Annotated in this window: 9 protein-coding genes; 4 read left to right on the top strand and 5 right to left on the bottom strand. The window is 53.9% G+C overall.

All coding sequences use genetic code 11. The annotated features are described in order from the left end of the window. Window positions 1-54 precede the first annotated feature (54 nt). Both CA13_RS22135 and CA13_RS22130 read right to left on the bottom strand, forming a co-directional pair. Window positions 55-1,083, bottom strand: coding sequence for an electron transfer flavoprotein subunit alpha/FixB family protein (locus tag CA13_RS22135; protein ID WP_146400349.1), 1,029 nt, complete (start codon window positions 1,081-1,083; stop codon window positions 55-57). Further along, window positions 1,084-1,998 (bottom strand): electron transfer flavoprotein subunit beta/FixA family protein, encoded by a 915-nt coding sequence (locus CA13_RS22130; RefSeq protein ID WP_146400347.1) that lies wholly within the window; start codon window positions 1,996-1,998, stop codon window positions 1,084-1,086. Window positions 1,999-2,770: 772 nt separating this feature from the next. Here CA13_RS22130 and CA13_RS22125 point away from each other — a divergent pair. The 4 genes from CA13_RS22125 (at window position 2,771) to CA13_RS22110 (ending at window position 8,948) form a co-directional block, all read left to right on the top strand. Beyond that, window positions 2,771-5,011: an acyl-CoA dehydrogenase family protein gene (locus CA13_RS22125; RefSeq protein WP_146400345.1), complete on the top strand. Its 2,241-nt coding sequence runs from the start codon at window positions 2,771-2,773 to the stop codon at window positions 5,009-5,011. A gap of 16 nt (window positions 5,012-5,027) precedes the next feature. Beyond that, the gene (locus CA13_RS22120) at window positions 5,028-6,881 is read left to right on the top strand and encodes a 4Fe-4S ferredoxin (protein ID WP_146400343.1); all 1,854 of its coding nucleotides are present in this window, start codon (window positions 5,028-5,030) and stop codon (window positions 6,879-6,881) included. Between the two features lie 114 nt (window positions 6,882-6,995). Further along, entirely contained in the window at window positions 6,996-7,808 is an 813-nt protein-coding gene (locus tag CA13_RS22115) for an electron transfer flavoprotein subunit beta/FixA family protein (RefSeq protein WP_146400341.1), read from the top strand. A 105-nt stretch (window positions 7,809-7,913) separates the two neighbouring features. Next, a complete protein-coding gene (locus CA13_RS22110; protein WP_146400339.1) occupies window positions 7,914-8,948 on the top strand; it encodes an electron transfer flavoprotein subunit alpha/FixB family protein in 1,035 nt (344 codons plus the stop codon). A gap of 196 nt (window positions 8,949-9,144) precedes the next feature. Here the strand turns inward: CA13_RS22110 and CA13_RS22105 are convergent, their stop codons facing one another. From CA13_RS22105 to CA13_RS22095, 3 genes are all read right to left on the bottom strand, one after another. Further along, window positions 9,145-14,976: a DUF2339 domain-containing protein gene (locus CA13_RS22105; protein ID WP_146400337.1), complete on the bottom strand. Its 5,832-nt coding sequence runs from the start codon at window positions 14,974-14,976 to the stop codon at window positions 9,145-9,147. Between the two features lie 190 nt (window positions 14,977-15,166). Further along, window positions 15,167-16,453, bottom strand: coding sequence for a valine--pyruvate transaminase (locus CA13_RS22100; RefSeq protein ID WP_146403827.1), 1,287 nt, complete (start codon window positions 16,451-16,453; stop codon window positions 15,167-15,169). Between the two features lie 101 nt (window positions 16,454-16,554). Further along, entirely contained in the window at window positions 16,555-18,132 is a 1,578-nt protein-coding gene (locus CA13_RS22095; RefSeq protein WP_146403826.1) for a permease, read from the bottom strand. Between the last annotated feature and the right edge of the window lie 40 nt (window positions 18,133-18,172).

Genomic DNA, 18,172 nt, shown 5'->3' with positions numbered 1-18,172 from the left:
TCGCTGCCAAGTGTTCATCAATGGTAGATCCAGTCCCGCCATTTTACGCCATCACTACCGACGTTCTTTCAGCGCGGAAACTAACATTGGAAGCACCTTCTTCATATCACCAACGATGCCATAGTGGGCTACGGAGAAGATCGGTGCATCGGGATCCGTATTGATCGCGATAATTTTCGCCGACTCTTCCATGCCCGCGCGGTGCTGGACCGCACCGCTGATCCCTGCGGCGATATACAATGCCGGTCGAACCGTCGTCCCGGTTTGGCCGATTTGGTGTTCCTTGCCGATGAAGCCACCGTCGACTGCCGCTCGACTTGCCCCTACGGCTCCACCGATCGCACCTGCCAACTCGTGGATCAATTTAAAGCTATCACGGCTACCAACACCCCCACCGCCCGCGACAATGACACGAGCGCCCTTCAGGTTTACGGTTCGTGGTTCAACACATCGCTCGATCAGTTTTACTGGAAACAGTGAATCATCTAACTCGATGTCTTCCACAATCGTAGCGCCCGAACGTGACTCGTCGGGATCCTGCATCGGCATCACGCCTTCTCGGACCGTGGCCATTTGAGGCCACCAATCGTAGTTGACGATCGTGGCAACGATATTGCCGCCGAAGGCTGGACGAATTTGCAGTAGCAACTTTTCGTGAACTTGCTTGGTTCGCGGATCGGTGACGTCCTTGATTTCCAAGTCAGTGCAATCGGCGGTCATCCCCGCCCTCGTTTCCGAAGCAACCCGCGGTGCCAAGTCCCGTCCGAGCGAGGTTGCACCATACAGTACGATTTGCGGCTGATGCTTATCAATCAGACTACACACAACTCGGCTGTAAGAAGATGTCTGAAAATGTGCTAGCCGCGTATCCTCGACGACGTAGACATGGTCGATACCGTAGGCAATCAGCTTTTGCGACAGTCCATCGATATCGGAACCTGGCAAGACAGCACCGGCTTTGACACCAAGTTCATCGGCGAGCTGGCGTGCCTTGCCGCACAACTCCAGCACCACATCCGAAAGAACTCCGTCCTCTTGTTCGGCGAATACCCAAACTTCTCCCTGGCGATTCGGTTCGTTCATCTATCCTAACGTCCGATCAATTACGAGTTCTTGAATGAGTTGTCGAGCACCCTCTTCGGTAGGTGCGATTTCGGTATAGCCTTCTTTTGTCAGCACAATTGACTGAACACGAAAGACCTTGGTCGGAGAACCTGAAAGTCCGCACCGCTCGAGGTCGGCACCGATGTCATCCAGATTCCATTGTTCGATTGACAAGCCTTGGTCGCGAAGCACTTCACAGCGACGAGAAACCTCGGTCGCCTGTTCCTCCTTCGAGGATTCTTTGCTATCGCTTTTTACTTCCGCTGCCACTTCCGCTTCGACACGAGCATGTTTGAAACGCAAGACCTTTCGCGCCGCAGGCGGCCTCGGTTTGTTCGCCGTATCCATCACAGTAAGGAGCACTGGCAACGGTGCTTCGACAATTTCCCAGCCATTGCCGAGGTTTCGTCGGACACGCACCACGTTGTCTTTGACGTGGACCAATTCTTCGAGATAAGTAAGCTGTGTAACGCCTAGTTTCTCGGCACATTGCGGTCCGACTTGAGCGGTATCCCCATCGATTGCTTGCCGTCCTGCGAATACAAAATCATACTTGCCGATAGCCTTCACAGCCTGAGCCAAGATATAGCTGGTCGCCAGCGTATCGCTTGCGGCTGCACGCCGGTCGGTGAGCAAGATGGCGTGATCGGCGCCGCGATAAAGGCACTCTCGCAATACATCCGCAGCCTTCGGCGGCCCCATGCTTAGCGCCGTGACGGTCCCGCCGTAGCGGTCACGCAATTCAAGCGCTGACTCGAGCGCATGCAAGTCTTCCGGATTAAAGATGGTTGGTAAGGCACCTCGATTCACCGTTCCATCGGCCCGCATCGTATCAACGGTGACATGGGCCGTGTCCGGAACCTGCTTAACCAATACTACGATGTCGTAAGGCACAACACGCAACTCCAGGTACAGTTTAGGGGGCGGGGGCTTGACGCTGGGAAGGTATCAGTGATGTATAGGACGGTCAAGTGCGTTGTTCACACTCCTCGATTAGCAGCGCAACGACGCAGCGACAGAATGCCGCATCAATCGACGATTCGTTCGCCAATGACCAACCATTGCAGAATGTTCCACAGCCGTTGTCGTTCTTGCGCAGGTCAATTGCCTACCAACAATTCTTCTGAATTCATTACCTTATTCACGACCTTCATTTCGACAATATGAATCATCAACTCGTGGTCGATATCGCCGACGGATTTGCGAGTCACTCGCGTTTCGAATCTGCCACTCGCGTTTCGAATCCGCCAAGAGTGATGCAAAAAACGACGAACTCTAATGCTTGCACTTAAGCATTCGAGTCTGGTCGCACCGCCGACTCTACTTACAACCGCTTGCGCCGCGAACGAATCAAAGGGGGAGCCTCTTCCTTAAGCACACGCATCCTATTTCCGTTCTCAGCGCGCCTTCAAAGCAAGCAAAAATGGATCCACCGCAGCATCGGTCGCAGCGTATGCTGCATCGCGTGGTGCGCTTTGACGCACCTAATAAAAATGTTGAAAGCAATCGTCACAAACAGCCAATGTGGCGTAAGCAATCCACAAAGTGTGCTTACGGTCAGATTGTTGCGACTTAACTTATTTGATATACTTCGCCCACTGCTCGCTGTGCATTCAGCCACTCGCATCGTTACGTTGCGTTTCTCGGAAATTGAGGATCGAATTCTATGTCTGTTGCGTCAGTCCAGGACGAAAAAACGCCCGTCATGCAAACCTTGCCGACCGACGAGGTCCGCCAAATCATGTGGCGGTTTGCAGATCGTTATGATCTTCAGATGCTCGTTCAATCCACACGAGCGGTCGCCCGTGGCGTCGTTGCAAGAATCGTGGCTGAGGGTGCCCGTAACACTCATGAGTGGACCGACGCTAAGGATCAAATGCTCAAAGCGTACGACGAGTCGGGCATCACTGCGATGATGTCCACGCCTGAGTTTGGCGGCTATTTGGCTGGCCCCAAAAACTTTGTGATGGCATTGACTGCTTTCGAACTTGCATGGGTCGATGCCGGGGCGGCGACCTGCAGTCTGGCAGCGGGACTAGCCCTTGAGCCGATTCTCGAAAAAGGCACGCCCGAGCAACAAGCCGAATACCTAAGTCGCTGTGTACCGCCTCTTCCAGGTGAAGATCGCAAGATCGCGCGTGGTGCGTTTTGCCTAACCGAACCGCTGCCTTATGTCGGCGTCGATACGGGAATCATGTGCGGTAAGGTCCGCGTGGCCGAGTGGGAAGAAGGAAAAGAACCGCTTCTTCAAGTCGACAAACGTGGTCGCTTCATTACCAACATGGACTACGCTAACTTTGTGGTGGCAGCCGTTGAATCGGATGATGACCGCATCAAAGGAACCTGCATGGTTATCCTCGAAGAAGATGATGACGGCGTCTATGATCGTGGAGCCGTGACGCACAAGTTGGTGCATCAGCTTTCGTCGACACGTGACCCCATTTTCCATATGACCGTACCTGCGTCGCGCATCGTCGGCGGATACACGATTCAAGACGGAGTGGTCGTTCCAAACCACAATCATGGCAAGGTGCTCGAGGCCGTCTTCGCACGCACACGTGTCCCCGTGGGCGTCATGACCGCAGCCAAATTAGTATCCGCGGTTGAGCCCATCATCCGCTACCAACGCGGTCGCTTCCGTGGTGGTGAGGGTGCACCTGGTACGCCACGCTATGACCTCGGTTTGCAGATGAAGGAAGACGTGCTTCACCGCTTGGTCGATGTTTGGGCCACTGGCGAAGCGGCAACTTCACTTGGGCTCGCCGCTGCACGCCATTTCGATGAATTTGAAGAACTTGATAAGACGAGAGATGACCTGTATGCCGAAGCCGGCGCCAGCAGCGTTCGCGAAATTCTGAAGATACGCAAAAAGACGGAGAAGTTGGCGCTCGAATACCTCGATTTGCTTACGCAATCCGAAGAGGAACGCGATGAAGCACGCATCGCGGAATTGAAGTCAAACCGATTGGTTGAATTCATGATCGGGGAATCGCTGTCGAACATATTGTCACCTGCGACGAAGCTTTGGAACACTGGACAAGGCGCCAATATGATGCGTGAGGCGGTTAGCCTGATGGGCGGCTACGGCATCACCGAAGATTGCCCTGGGTTCCTTCCTCAGAAGTGGATGGATTCTCAACTTGAAGCAACCTACGAAGGCCCCGAATCCGTTCAGCGTCGCCAGTTGATTGTGACCATGACAAGTGAGTTGTTTCTTGCGCAATTCCGTCAATGGATTGTCGAGTTGAGAACTTTGGCGTCGGAACGACCTGGCACCGGAGCTTGCACACTTGGGTCCGCAATGGAGCTTTGGCTCTGGACCTACCGGCACCTACAAGATTCGAAAGATGCCGATGGCAAGCCACTGTATCGTGACAAACGCCAAGGCGCGACTTTCCCGATGGCCGACGCGCTCTCTTGGCTGCTGGCATGTCGATGCCAAATCCTCGATTGTCTCGAACTCGCAAAGAAAGGCCCCGAGAATCCAGTCCTTGGGGACGCTTTACCCGGGTACGTTCAATTTTTCACTGACCTATGCCATGTTCAAGCCGCGCATGCCGCGGGCGAAGTGAGTCGAATCTGTGCTGATTTGGTGTACGGTTACAATCGCCATCCCAGCTGGGATCCCGCTTGTGAGCAATGTGTTCAGGCAGGCGAAATCGATTGTCTTGAAGGACTTATTCCAGGCATTAGCGTTGGCGCTCGGTTGAGTGGCGATGTGGTTGAAACCGATGGGTCGCACGCCAACAAAGCAGGCCCCTGTCCTCACTTTACTGGGATGGATGGATTCATCAGCCGCCGCAACAAACTTGATGGCTGCTTAACGGGCTCTCGACTCGCCAAGGACCGAGCTGGAAACGTGCTGTCGCAAGTCATGATTCCCGAAGCGCTCGATTACCCCATTTAATGATTGAATCAATTCGATGCAAACACCAGAACGTCAGAGCATGGAAGTCGACATCGTTTGTACCGGATTTGGTCCGGCAACAGGCGGTTTCCTCACCACACTCGCCGAGGCGATGAACGACGACCAGGGCCAACCGGCGTTGATGAGTCGCGTAATGCCTGGCATGCCACTACAAGTGATTTGCTACGAGAGGGCCGACGACATCGGGTTCGGTGTCTCCGGAATTGTCACCCGTGCAAAGGGAATTCGCGACTCGCTTCCCGATCTTGACCCTTCCCAAATTCCTCTGGCGCATTCGGTGGAGGGCGAGGAAGTTTTGTACTTGCTCGATCCACACAAGGTGAGCCGGCGGTCGTGGTCGCTGAAGATGTTGGATCGACTCGTCCACGCGGGAAAATGGCTGCTGCCTTACAAAGAACACGCGGTCAAACTTCCGTACATTCCGGGATTCCTCAGCAAGCACGATGGCCTGTTGCTGTCGATGGGACAATTCAATCAATGGGTCGGATCTCAGTTGATGTCGTCTGGACTCGTTCAAGTCTGGCCCGGCATGCCGGTGAAAGAACCTCTGATTGAAGACGATCAGGTGGTAGGGGTACGGCTAATTGATCAAGGCACCGATCGCGAAGGAAACCCCGACGCGGGCTTTATGCCGGGCATGGATATCCGAGCGCCACTAACGGTCGTAGGTGACGGGCCAGTCGGTTCGGTGGGACAGAAACTTGATGAGCATTTCGGATTGCCCGAAGGAAACCATCAACGCGAATGGGCACTCGGCATGAAGATGGTCATTGATCTTCCGCCCGATTGTGAATTGAAACCAGGGATGGTGCTGCATACGTTTGGCTATCCAGAACCAGAGATCTTTGGATTTCTCTATGTCTATCCAGATGGCGTGGCGTCGGCGGGTATCTTTGTACCGTCGTGGCTCGATAGCCCTGTACGAACCAGCTACCGATACCTTCAGCACTGGATGACCCATCCCGCTCTCTGGAAGCATCTCGAAGGAAGCACGATGCGCAGTTGGGGAGCCAAATCGCTGCAAGAATCCGGTAAGGCCGGCGAGCCTTTCTTGGTGGGTGATGGCTACGCGCGGATCGGCGAAGGATCCGGAAGCACCAATGTTCTAACAGGTTCGGGAGTCGACGAAGCGTGGACAACCGGAGTGCAGCTCGCCGAAGCGGTAATTGAGCTCGTAAAACAAGACAAACCGTTTACACGCGAGAACCTTGAAAACACCTATGTCCGCCGTCGTCGCGAAAGCTGGGTTGAAAAGGAAGGACGCGTCGCCGAACGATCACGGGACGGTTTTCAAAAAGGTTTTGTACGTGGCCTAATCGGAATGGGGATAACGGGATTGACCGGAGGGTGGCTGAATCTCTCGGGAGACTCCAAACCTCCGCACGAACGCATTCCTTCGATCGAAGAACACTATGCAGGCAAGATTCCAGCGGATGAGCTGAAAAAAATGCGTGCTCAATGCACCGAATCAGGCACTTCACTGCAAGAGGCTTTGTTGAATCGTTGCGGGTGGCCCGAAATTCCTTTTGACGGCAAGCTGTTGGTTTCCCAACAAGACGCATTGTTGATGGGCGGCAAAGTTCAGGCACCTCCGGGCTATGCCGATCATGTGGTGTTCATCAATCCCGAATTGTGCGAATCGTGTTCCGAGAAACTCTGTATTGACATGTGCTCGGGGCAAGCAATCGCACCTGGGGAAAACGATGGCGTTCCTCAATTTGACCGCGAAAAATGCGTTCACTGTGGGGCCTGTATGTGGAACTGCACGCGAGCACGCGACGGTGACGCGGAACAAACCAACATCAAGTTTGGAGTTGGAGCCGGCGGCTTGCATTCGGCAGAGAACTAATCCTTTTTCTTTCGGTGCTCTCGTGTCGGCACGTTCAACGGACTCGTAAACGTGAACAGGCCCAGGCACCGAAAACCACTTTGATATTTGATTCTTGTTAGGGACTTTTGATTCATGAGTAATGGTTTTCACATTGTGGTCTGCGGCTCGCTAGTGCCGGATCCATTGCAGACGTTGCAGCCCGTCATGGGCGCGTCGGGGCTCCCCGAACTGAAGAGCGAAATGATGCTGCCTTCGGTGCTAGACCCATGGGCAGGACACGCGTTGTTCGAAGCGGCTCATTTGGCAGCCAAGACGCCTGAAAGCAAAGTATGGCTAGTGAGCGCGGGTCCGAAAGCACGCTTGCAGCAACTGATGATGACGTTGGCCCAGAAGGTGCCGTTTGAATTGGTGGCCCTTGATGGCTCAGCAAGCGGCTTTACCGACGCCAGTAGCGTGGCCAAGTCTCTCAGCGAAGCGATCGAAGGAATCGCCGGTTTGGATCGATCACGCATGCTCTTGTTCGGCGGTTGCGCTTCGGCATCGCGCGACGCTGGAGCAACCATGCAGATCGTCGGCGAACGCCTGTCGATCCACGACCAATTTCTCGCCGTCGATGAATTGGACGTTGAAAACGATGGATCCCTTCGAATCTTGGAACGAATCGAAGGCGGACAATACCTCGAATCCGTTTGCGAAGGTCCGCCAGCGATGCTCGGCTGGGCCACCGGAACATTGCCGGAGCCAAAGAACAACCCGCAAGTTGGCATGATGAATATGCGAACGATCATGCCCGCACTACAGCGAGCACAAAGTGTATCGGTAGGAGCCGGAGACTCAACATTCGCTAGCGTCGAAGTCCCACAACAGCGCCGCGAAACCCGTATCGTGAAAGACCTTCCCGCGGATGAAATCGCTCGCGAGCTCGTCGAGTGGATACGTAGTTAGGCGAATTAAAACAATCGGTAGACCAGGACTCGCCCTGGCATGCTCTTCGCCAGGCAATGCCCTGGCACACATGATCTATCATTAATCTGAAGGACAGAAATCGTTATGGCGTCAATCTTATATGTGGCTCACACCGAAGCCGATGGCACGCTCTGTAAACCTGCGTTAGAAGCACTCGAAGCAGCCCGCCAATTAAAGGGCTCGCTCGGTGACGCGACACTCACCGTTGGACTCATCGGCCACGATGTCCAAGCCGCTGCCGATGCAATCGCTTCTTGTGGTGCGGATCGATTCCTCGCCGTCGCGGGAAGCGAATTCGGCGTTTCGCGTTACGGAAGCGACGCACTGGCAATCACCGAACTGGTGAAGGCAAGCGAAGCGACTGTCATACTTGCCCCCGCGACTTCCCGTGTGACTCGAGTGCTACCGGGGGTCGCCAATCGATGCGACGGTTGCATCGACACTCAAGTAACCGGAATGTCGGTCGAGGATGGCCAAGCTCAAATCCAACGCTGGTACTACCGTCAACGGATGGTCGCCACGCTCACTCGCGATCAAAGCCCATGGTTTCTATCGATCGCCGCAGGAGTCTACGATGCCTGGAAAGGCGACACTGGAACGGCCCAGGTCGAAATTCTCGCAGTGGAACTCGACGGCGGAGCGACACGCACTCGCGTCATCGGTACAAAAGCAACCGATTCCGATACTCAAACCATTCGCCCCGAAGCTGACTTGCTGCTCGTCGCGGGAGCCGGCTGGACCAAAAAACAAGCGGACGGACAAACGCATGTACCCGACGCAGAGCAACTGCTTCTCGAGTTCCTCGATTCAACACAAGCCTCGCTCGGCAGCAGCAAGTCGTTGGTCGATCAAGACGCCGAAGGCCAGGCAGTCATGGGCTTCCTCAGCCACATGAACCAAGTCGGCCAAACAGGCTCAACGCCACGTCACCCTAAGGGTTTGGCGACGTGTTGCCATGGTGAAGAGCCACACGTGGTTGGTTGGCGATTTATCAACCAGCGTCGTGCAATCAACATGGACCCGAATTGCAGTTGGGCACAAGGCAAAGCAGACGTGCTGTATGTCGCCGATGCCTTTGAGGTGATGAAGAAAGTCAATGACTTGCTGTCCAAAGGCTAAGCGGCCGAACAAGACTCCGCCAACCCTTAGATAACGTCCACGTCTTGCGACGTGGACTGCTGGGACTGCACCCAGCAAACCTCGCAGCACCAACGAGCGGAGCGACTACGTTACATGTGTCGCCGCACCGTCACCTCGCCACAGACTCTTCCACTCAACTAGCCACCGAGGCTTTCGTTTCAATCACACTCTGCTCTTAGGCATCCCAACTTGAGAGTGTGTTGGCGTATTGGCGAAGACGTGGTTTGTTCTTTTCGATCCACATTAGTCCTGCGAGCAGCAAGACGCCGGTCGTGATGCCGAACGCCCACCATGGCCAAACGGCATCGATCGAAACTTGTGCGTGCCGGACCATACTAGCCACTCCAATAAACACAAAGCTAGCTCCCAAATACAAAAACGGACGCACTCTCAGAACGACTCCTGCTAACATTCCGGCAAGAGCCAAAATAACCAGAACGATTGGGCCGCTAATACTGCTGCCAATTTGCTGCAATAGCATGTCGGCGGTACTACTAACGTAGATAACCAACGTCATGCCATAGCGAATGGCAGTTGCCAAATTCGGCTGCAAACGATCTCGATAAAAATGAGCGACGACCAAAATACAAACGGCTGGTGGAATGAGCCATGCTTGCGGATGGGCCAGAAAACTCCAACCCGGCATTTGCACCAACACCACCCACAAAGCGGCGTTTCCAAGCACGATCGCAGTGATCCTTGGGAAAGCGTGCTTCCACATCAAGGACAATCCGATGTAATAGGCCGACCCGATTGCCAGAAGCAAAGCGTAGGGAACCTTACCGCCAATAAACATCCACGACCACTGACTCGCTTCTCCACCCACCGCGAAACTGCTTAGCCAAAATCCGATTGCCGGAATCAGCGGCAAATACAACGCTGTTGGAGCCAGCGTGGCAGACAACACTTTGTCTTTGCGGCGTTTCGCCCACTCAGTTGCTCCCACTCCGGCGAAAGAAATCAGCATTACGATGTAAGGCCAATAGGCTCGTAGTCCCAAGAACGCAAGATGCGTCTTGCAGAGAAAAAGATGCAACCATGCGATCGCGGCAATCGCTTGAGACACCACAACCAAAACTTGTCGTTGACGATCCGAAAGCAAGAGCGTTTCGCGAAGCGAAAAACCGGGCCCCGTCAAAATGGCAACCAATGCTGACAACAGGCTCAGCAGGACCAAAATCACACCGACGCCGATGACCAGCGTCCGCGAAATCTCACCGATTCCGTCCGCATCCCGAACGACCGCTTCGATTGCCAACATCGCAAATAGCGAGACGCAGGTAGCAGCACCGCTAACAATCGCACCGCTTCGCATTGCGGGTTGCCAACGCGCAATGGTCGTGTGCCCAAGCAACCTTGGTACAACAAACAGCAAAGTCACTGTCGCAAACAGCCCCCCAACAAGCCACTGCATCGAACCAACAAGCCAAGGATAGGCCTGCCCGCCATCCACCACACTCGCCCACAAGCTCACCGAAAAAAGGCCGATCATTACCGCGAAATAACGCAAACGGTTTTGAGAGGTCAATTCGGACAACTCGAAGTAGGCGATGGCCGCCATTGCAACAGTGATGATAGTCACACGAATCGTCGCGGGATCAACCCGGCCAAAGATCATTCCGATCGACACCACGCCACCAAGGACGGCGACCACGAATGCAACCTGTTCCACTGAACGCGCAAGTCGTGCAAGCCGAACCGGGGAGGCGACGTTGACTGATCGCGATAGAGCAACAATGGTTTTAAACAATGGCCTAAGGCTAAACACGACCATCATTAACGCAAATCCCGTTGCGACCATTAGCACCATATGTCGTTGAACAATGCCAAGATCAAACAATTCAGAGAAACCTGTGACAACGATTGCGGCAACTCCAATCAACATTGTGAACGCGCCCTGCCAAATCAACCGTTGATCACCTCGCAGGAATGTCGAAACGGCTACCAGTGCATAGCCGGCTAATCTCGCCCACAAGAATGAGTCCTGCCTAAACGGAAGGCTTGACCTGTCGCCAAAAATCGCAACCCAAACCAATTCACCAACGATGAACAAGACCAATAACGAAGACAGCTCTCGATCTGCGAGAGACCCAACGTTCATCGTCGCATTCATTTTCCGACAAACACAGAATGCCCGCCAAGCAATAACCCATGAGGCCAACCAAAGCACAAACGCAGTCCACACCGCTTCTGCTGAGAGCGAGTATCCGTCGCCGAGTTGTGTGAATAAATAACCTCCCGCGAAAACCGTGAACCAACTTAGGATTCGTTGACTGTGGTTGCAAACGATGGAAACGAGAGGTTTCCTGCCAATGATCACGACGATTGCTCCGGCGACAACACACGCGACCAAACCGATCCACTCCATTTCCACACTTGCGTTCGAATCGTGGAGCATTGCCATAAAACAAACAATCACGCTCATGGCAATCGCATGAAAAAGTGCTACGGTTGTGTTTCGGCTCTGATACTCCACTGCGGACGCAATACAGCTGACCAACCACACGACCGCGACGAAATGAAACGCCAAACTTGATGGAAGAATATCCGTCGTTTCCAGTCCCCATGCCAATTGCCCAGCAATCAAACTAAACGCCATTGGCCACGACAGACGTTTGGTTAAACCTTGTGTTTCCCCGAAGGACGGCCATCCAAGAACGGCCCACATACCAATCGCAATCGTGGAAACCAACAACGCTACTGGACCGGATGCAATCGCAAGCGAATCGACGTCCAATAGAATCTCAACGATCTTTGCGAGCGCACTCGCTATCCCAACGACTAAGAGGAATGCAAACGAACCGCTAAGGGCACGCTCATCGTTTTCGAAACGGGTACGCATCGACAGCGTGCATGCGATCACCATCCAAACCAGCGACGCCAATGCAGCGACTTGGATCCAAACAACCGGATGAACAAGTGAAAATGCGGGAACCGCAATCGCCACTGCCGCAGGGGCCAAAATCGCAGAGCCGATTGCCAGCGAAGATTGATTCGTTTTTTGACTTGCCATATACAAACATGCCGATGCAACCAGCCACCAAACAACGACTGCCGCAGTGGGGATTGGTGTGGCTTTCCACCCGTCGACGATTGGCCCAGCCCAATGAAACCACAACATCACCAGCGACGAGATGCCAACCAGACCCGCCGTGATCGCCAGCGGCAAAGGTTTAGCGAGGAACTCGATTTTGGGTGACGTTTTATTCAACGACACATTTGCCAATTGCACGACAACGGCCGCGAATGTCGTTGCCGCGATCAATCGCAATATTGGATCCAAAGTCAACATTTCAGCGAATTGAATGGCACACCATACAACGATTGCCGCAAACAGAACGATGCTTTGGTGGTTATTCATCGATGGCCATCGATGTTCGTCCAAATGCCCCCACCAAGCCGCTGCGATGCCGACCATCACTAGTGACAAAAGTGGAACGCTGACGTGGATTCCCATCGAAAATGCGTCACCGCTGGCAACCGCCAACAAACTCATCCCGAATGCCACTGCGACACCTATCACAACGTTTGTGATGCTAAAGAGCACTGCCGCGCCGTCGACCATTTGTCTCGGTGATCCCTGGTCTTTCGCGATGAATCCTAGTCTTGGACGCGTGATGGAGATCGATGCGAATTCTCGGATAAAAAACCACACCATTGCAACGACAGCCCACAAGATCCCCCAATACCATGGCGCGGCACCGCTCGCCCATGACGGAATCGAAAACAATTCGGCTTGATAGATTTCGTAACCGATTACGATCGCAACAGCGACTGACGCAAATTGCGAAAGACCTAACACCAACGATGATCGGTTGGTAGTCGCAGCCCAAAGCATCAACGCGGACGCTACCGCGAGTGCTGTCGCCGAAACACTCCAATCGAACGCGGCGACAAAGCATGCGAGAATCGATGTTGCGCCAGAGCAAACAACCGAGGCCGAAATCCATGTAGACATACTTTGCGACTGACACGTATAGCGGCGTGTCTCAGCTTTGGTGCCGAACCACATTCCCTCGCGCAACAAGAGCAACGTACCAGAGAGAGCTAATCCGTATTGCATCCACGTGCGTGAATCCGCCAGGATACTTGGCGTGAACAATGCGATCGGTTTCAACACGGAATCCCATGACAATCCCACAAGAGCAATCGCTATATATGCGAATGCACGGTACCGCGACGCGAGCGCGGATACGACAATGGATCCCGCGGCTAAAACCACCGTCACGGCCCACGCCGACGCGGAGCCTAGCAGCCAGGCGGGACCGATGGCTAAGCAAGCGGCGATACCGAAGGAAACGCCACCCCATAAGAGCGAAGCATTTCCTAACCAACGTTGTTGATCAGATTGGCGGACTATCCAACTGAGTCCGAACAGAATTGCAGCAAAAAGAATCGCAGCGATCATCGCTTCGCCACTGATAAGCCGCACCCAAAACGGCAGCGATGCCCATGCGACATCTCGCATCCAAACCGTTGATGACAATACAAAAGCAATCCCGACCGGCATGGTAGACGCCGCCAACCACTGCGGTTTCCGTAATATCCACGCTACCGTCAAGGTGCTGACCGAGAGCACGCCAGCCCATACCCAGGTCCAATTCCAAGTTTGGATCGCCGCAGGCAAAATCGTCCAACATGCCGCCATGGTCAATACAGTGATGACCATTCCGATCATCGCATGTATCGAACGAGAAGCTTGCATCGTGAGCACCTGTCCGGCGGCGGCTAGTCCAACCAAAGCAGGCACGACGGCAATGGCAATTCGCATTAGCGAATCGGCACCAGAACCAACCATGAAGATGGCGTAGCCAACAGACACGGCCAATGCAAACAGACCAACGAACATCATCAAAAGCAAGTTGCGACCCGCAGTTGCCCCCATCAATCGGTTCTTGCTTGTTCGTTTAAACAAAGCAAATCCCATCGCAGCGATGATCGAAAACGCCCCCACGGCGACCACCCATCCAGCACTACTATCAAAAACTCGCCACGCAGCGGGCACAATTGGTAACACGACCGACGGACCTGCGACCGACAACACCATCGCGGTTGCCCCTGGTCGACCGACGAGTGCCTTTGCTCCCAATCGCAGCAGGACCAAGTAAACCACCGCGCCACCGAACAGAGCAACCAAAGTGATCGGATCATCCAATTGCACGGATTCGGTTGGCCGTCCAACCGCAGCCAAACCCGCCAGAATACTTAACGGCACCAACACGGTCGCGATCACCAGAACCGCGCGAGAGGTATGCCGTAGTTTCCATCGCGACAGGGTGTAGAGTCCCGCCGCAAAGATCGCCGCGTTTCCCGCCAACAAGATCAATGAAGGAACCACTCGATGGGTCGCCATCAACGTGTTCCATAAACTAATCACCAACCCGATCGAGCAAACAACGATAAGCATTCCGGCGACCAATTCGCCCCAACGAATATTATGCGTCGCCAAGAAGGACCGAATGATCTCGGCCTTGGAGATCGCCGAAACTTCAGTTGTCGGAATTTTTTCTTGTGCCGCAACCGACGGTTCGACTTCGATGGGGCGAAACGATGACGCGGTACCAGCGTGAAGGGCGGACGGCTCGTGAACCAACTCCGCTACAATTGGGGGTTCGGTATCGTTTTCAATATCGCTTGCAGTCGTGTTCAGCGGAACGGACCAATCGAGACTCCGGACGCCCTCGGGCGCCAACCCCTGATTTGGCGTATTGATAGAGAGGCGTTCCGTTTCAACCGAATTGAGTTCGGCCAACTTTTCTCGCAGCGACTGATGTTCCGTTGGATCAATCAGCTCTGCGCCAAGCAGGCGATCAGCGACCCGACAAGCTGCTAGGCGGTCACTACGGTTGCGATCCAATACAAACGGATCCTGGTTGAACGTCCTGTCCCGCGGATCACTCAATCCGAAGATCGCGCGATACAGATTCGCAACGATCACCCAACTAGCGTGACCGAGAACGGTCACAACCACCCAAACTACGAAAATACCGATAAATACGCTAAGCATCGTGGTCTCAACCGAACGCTAGCCAAAAAACAAAACACTCACTCCTTCCTACTATTCTCTAGCTTTTAGAGACCATCGGTGTGCCAACAATACGCACAAAAAGTCCAATGATGCTGGTTTTGACGACAAATGTTCCCCGGAAACTCTGCCAAGCAGCGAGACTTCCGCCATTTGTGACTTTTTTGGGGGCCTATTCCGCGTAGGCCTTGCTCACTTCTTCGGCGATGATTCGGTAGCCATCTCGCACCGTTTCTTCAGGCATGGTGAAAGTCACGCGGATGCACTCGTCACGATGCCTCCACTTGGAATCGTCGAGCCCAAAGAAAAAATAGTTCCCGGGCACGACCAACACATCACGCTGCTTTAATCGTTCATAAAGTTCAAACGAAGTGATGGGCAAATCTTTGAACCACATCCAAAGAAAGAACGCTCCTTCATTACGATGAATTTGATAGGGAAGGGAATCATCAAAGAACTCGCGGACCCAACTTTGTGCTTGCCGAGACTTCTCGCTGTAAAACGGTTGAACGACTTCTTTGCTCAGACGCAGTACTTCGCGATTTTCAATCAAGGGTGCCACCAAAGCTTGACCGATGTTAGCGTTCGCTAGTCCAATGATTGACATCATCGACGAGAGCCAACGGATGACTTCGGGTTGTGCGATCACAATCCCCGTGCGTGTTCCGGGCAAACCAAGTTTGGACAAACTCAGAGTCAGAATAATGTTCTCATTCCAAACGGGCGTCACCTCGGTATAGATCGCACCGGGAAAGGGCGCACCGTAGGCGTTGTCGATGATCAGCGGAATCTGTTTTTCCGAACACAAATCAGCCAATTGCTCAACTTCGGCATCGGTCAAAACATTCCCAGTAGGATTGGTCGGACGCGAAACACAAACAGCGGCGATATCATCGGTCAATTCCAAAGCATCAAAATCGACACGGTATTTAAACTCATGATCGCCCGTCATCTCGATGCGAGGTTTGACCGCATGAAAAAGGCTATCGCCTGAATCGGTTCCACTATCAACCGATTGGTTTGCGTAACCGATATACTCGGGAACAAGCGGCAAAAGGATCTTCTTTCGTTTACCGTCTTGGAAGGAACCAGCCAAGGCATTGAACAACATGAAGAACGCTGTTTGGCCGCCGGCGGTCACGCCAATATTCTCTGCTCCAACATCCCATCCGAATTCCTCGCGAAACAGGTTGGCAACCGCAACCCGGAATTCGGGGTTGCCTGCGGGCGGTTCATAGTGGCCCAACGCGTGTTCAAGCTGACCCGGTTCGTCGACAATTTCTTGCATCCGTTTTCGCCATATCGTATCCATATGGGGAATATGAGCCGGCTGACCGCCACCGAGCATGCGTACGCGGTCACCACCTTTGGCCAAGGCATGGCCAAGGTCATCCATCAACTCGCCGATCCCACTGCCACAGCCAAGTTGTTGACCGAATTTAGATAATTCCCAAACCATCACGGACCTACCATTCAATTTCAAAAGAGCTACGAAGCGCACTATCGTAGCGTAGGTAGCCCAAGATTGAACCTACCGCAAATGCCCTGCGATTCAATTCATCATGAGTATTCCGCAACGTCGATTTCGGACGCACCGGCTGCGGGATAGTACGACCAAGCAATCAATAGCAGCGCAGACACGACGTAACCAGCAAAGAACTCGAGGACTCGTTTTTGGTCCTCGGCGCCTAGAACGATGTCACCCCAAGATTCCGGACCAAAGGGAACGAACAAACGGTTCCCCGCCAACGGCGAATGGATAACACCAAACGCAGTCAATCCGGCTGCTACAAGCAGCACAACTCCGGCAAGTTTGAGTCGACGATCGATCGCAGCGGCTAAACACCACGCCCACAACAAACTCGTCAAGATAAAACCACTACTCAGCATCCCAAGGGTCGTCATGTCATGCTGCAACGAAGAGTCCAGGGACGCAACCGAAACATTCGCTGTCCCCAGTGCAGCATCGCTAAGGATGCGCCCAGGAATACTCATCGCCAAGAACGCAAGTGCAGGCAAACAGGCTAGTGCCACGGCGGCGTAATGCCGTCGAGGCGTTGCCAAAAAACTTTGTGCGGTGATTTCCAATCCAATGAAAACAAGAATCGGAAAGACAACTGGCTTCGGGATCCACGCATTCAATAAACCGAAGTATCCAACGAGGCCCGCCGACCCCACCAAAAGCGCCGTTGCAAGTGTGTAGGCCGCTCGGCCTCCCATCGCTTTGTAAGCTGGGTGCCCGATATAGGGCGTCGTTTGAATCACGCCACCTGACAAGCCTGCAAGCAACGTGGCCACGCCTTCAATCCCAATGACGGTTCGAGTGTCGTACTCGTCTCCGACGCTTGCTGCACTCTCCGTGCAATCGATGCCACCGACGATCGTTGCAATCGCAAACGGAAACGCAATAGGCAAGTAAGCAACCGCATCTGGCAACGCCGCCACCCACGCGAATGTGTAACTCTCTAACCACTCGGAAGGGAACCATGCACTCGCTGGGCTCTGAGGGAACGAATAGCCACTGCCATCGACGAAACACAACAAGTAGTAAACCGTGCCTGCGATCAACAACGCACCAAGTGTCCCGGGCGTTCGTCCGGGCAACGGAATTTTCGCAACCAACGTGGTGAGAACAATCACGAGAGCCAAAAACCCGGGCAACGGATGCCCCAAGATTTCCGTCAACGGCAGGAAGCCAATGAGGACCAAAGCAATCGCTGCAAGCGAACCGAGCAGCCCCGCCCGCGGCACAACTCGCTGGACCCATTGCGTGATCGGAGCGAGGGCTATCTTTAGAAGTCCGCTGAGCACGATGCACCAAATCCCGATGTACCAAGTTCGGTAGGCGGCGGCGGTAGGATCGAGCCCGGACGCGATGCCTTGCAGATAGGAAGGACCAAGCACAAACAGCACGATCCCGTAAGTCGATGGCGTGTCGAGCCCCAAAGGCATCGCAGTGACATGTCGGTTTCCGGTTTGCTTTGCTAACCGAAAGGCCAGAACAAAGAACGCCAAATCACCGACTAACACACCAAGTGCTGTGCCCGGCACCATGCGTGAAACCGCAAACTCGGTAGGGAAACCAAACCCGCTCAACAACGCCACCATTAACAGCAGCCCGACAATGTTGTCCAGCATCAACCCAAAGAATGCGTTGACATCTCCGGGTGTCACCCAC

It is taken from the genome of Novipirellula herctigrandis (assembly GCA_007859835.1).
GTDB classification, from domain to species: Bacteria; Planctomycetota; Planctomycetia; order Pirellulales; family Pirellulaceae; genus Novipirellula_A; species Novipirellula_A herctigrandis.
Note: the sequence above shows the minus strand (reverse complement) of the source record. Positions and strands in the feature narration are given on the sequence as shown.